1 protein-coding gene is annotated in these 293 nt (G+C 60.8%); it reads left to right on the top strand.

Features of this window, described 5'->3' with window-relative positions:
* Positions 1-293: ATP-binding protein (locus tag B7449_RS18215; protein WP_244465780.1), on the top strand; the 293-nt coding region annotated here is incomplete at both ends.

Here is a 293-nt window from a genome sequence, read left to right on the forward strand (position 1 = left end):
CTTCACTTGTCGTCATGCTCCGTGGATTGCGGATGTATGGCATGTCCCAGGTCGCGGCTGACCTCATCGAGCAGGGCGCACCCGCCTTCGAGGCGGCCATCCCCATCCTCTCACAACTCCTGAAGGCCGAACTGGCCGAACGCGAAGTGCGCTCCATCGCCTACCAGACAAAGACCGCCCGGTTCCCCGCCTATAAGGATCTGTCCGGGTTCTCCTTTGCCGATACGCAGGTCAACGAACCCATGGTCAGCCAGCTCCATGGCGGGGACTTCATCGAGCGTGCTGAAAATGTC

It is taken from the genome of Komagataeibacter intermedius TF2 (genome assembly GCF_000964425.1).
In the GTDB taxonomy this organism is placed as follows: Bacteria; Pseudomonadota; Alphaproteobacteria; order Acetobacterales; family Acetobacteraceae; genus Komagataeibacter; species Komagataeibacter intermedius.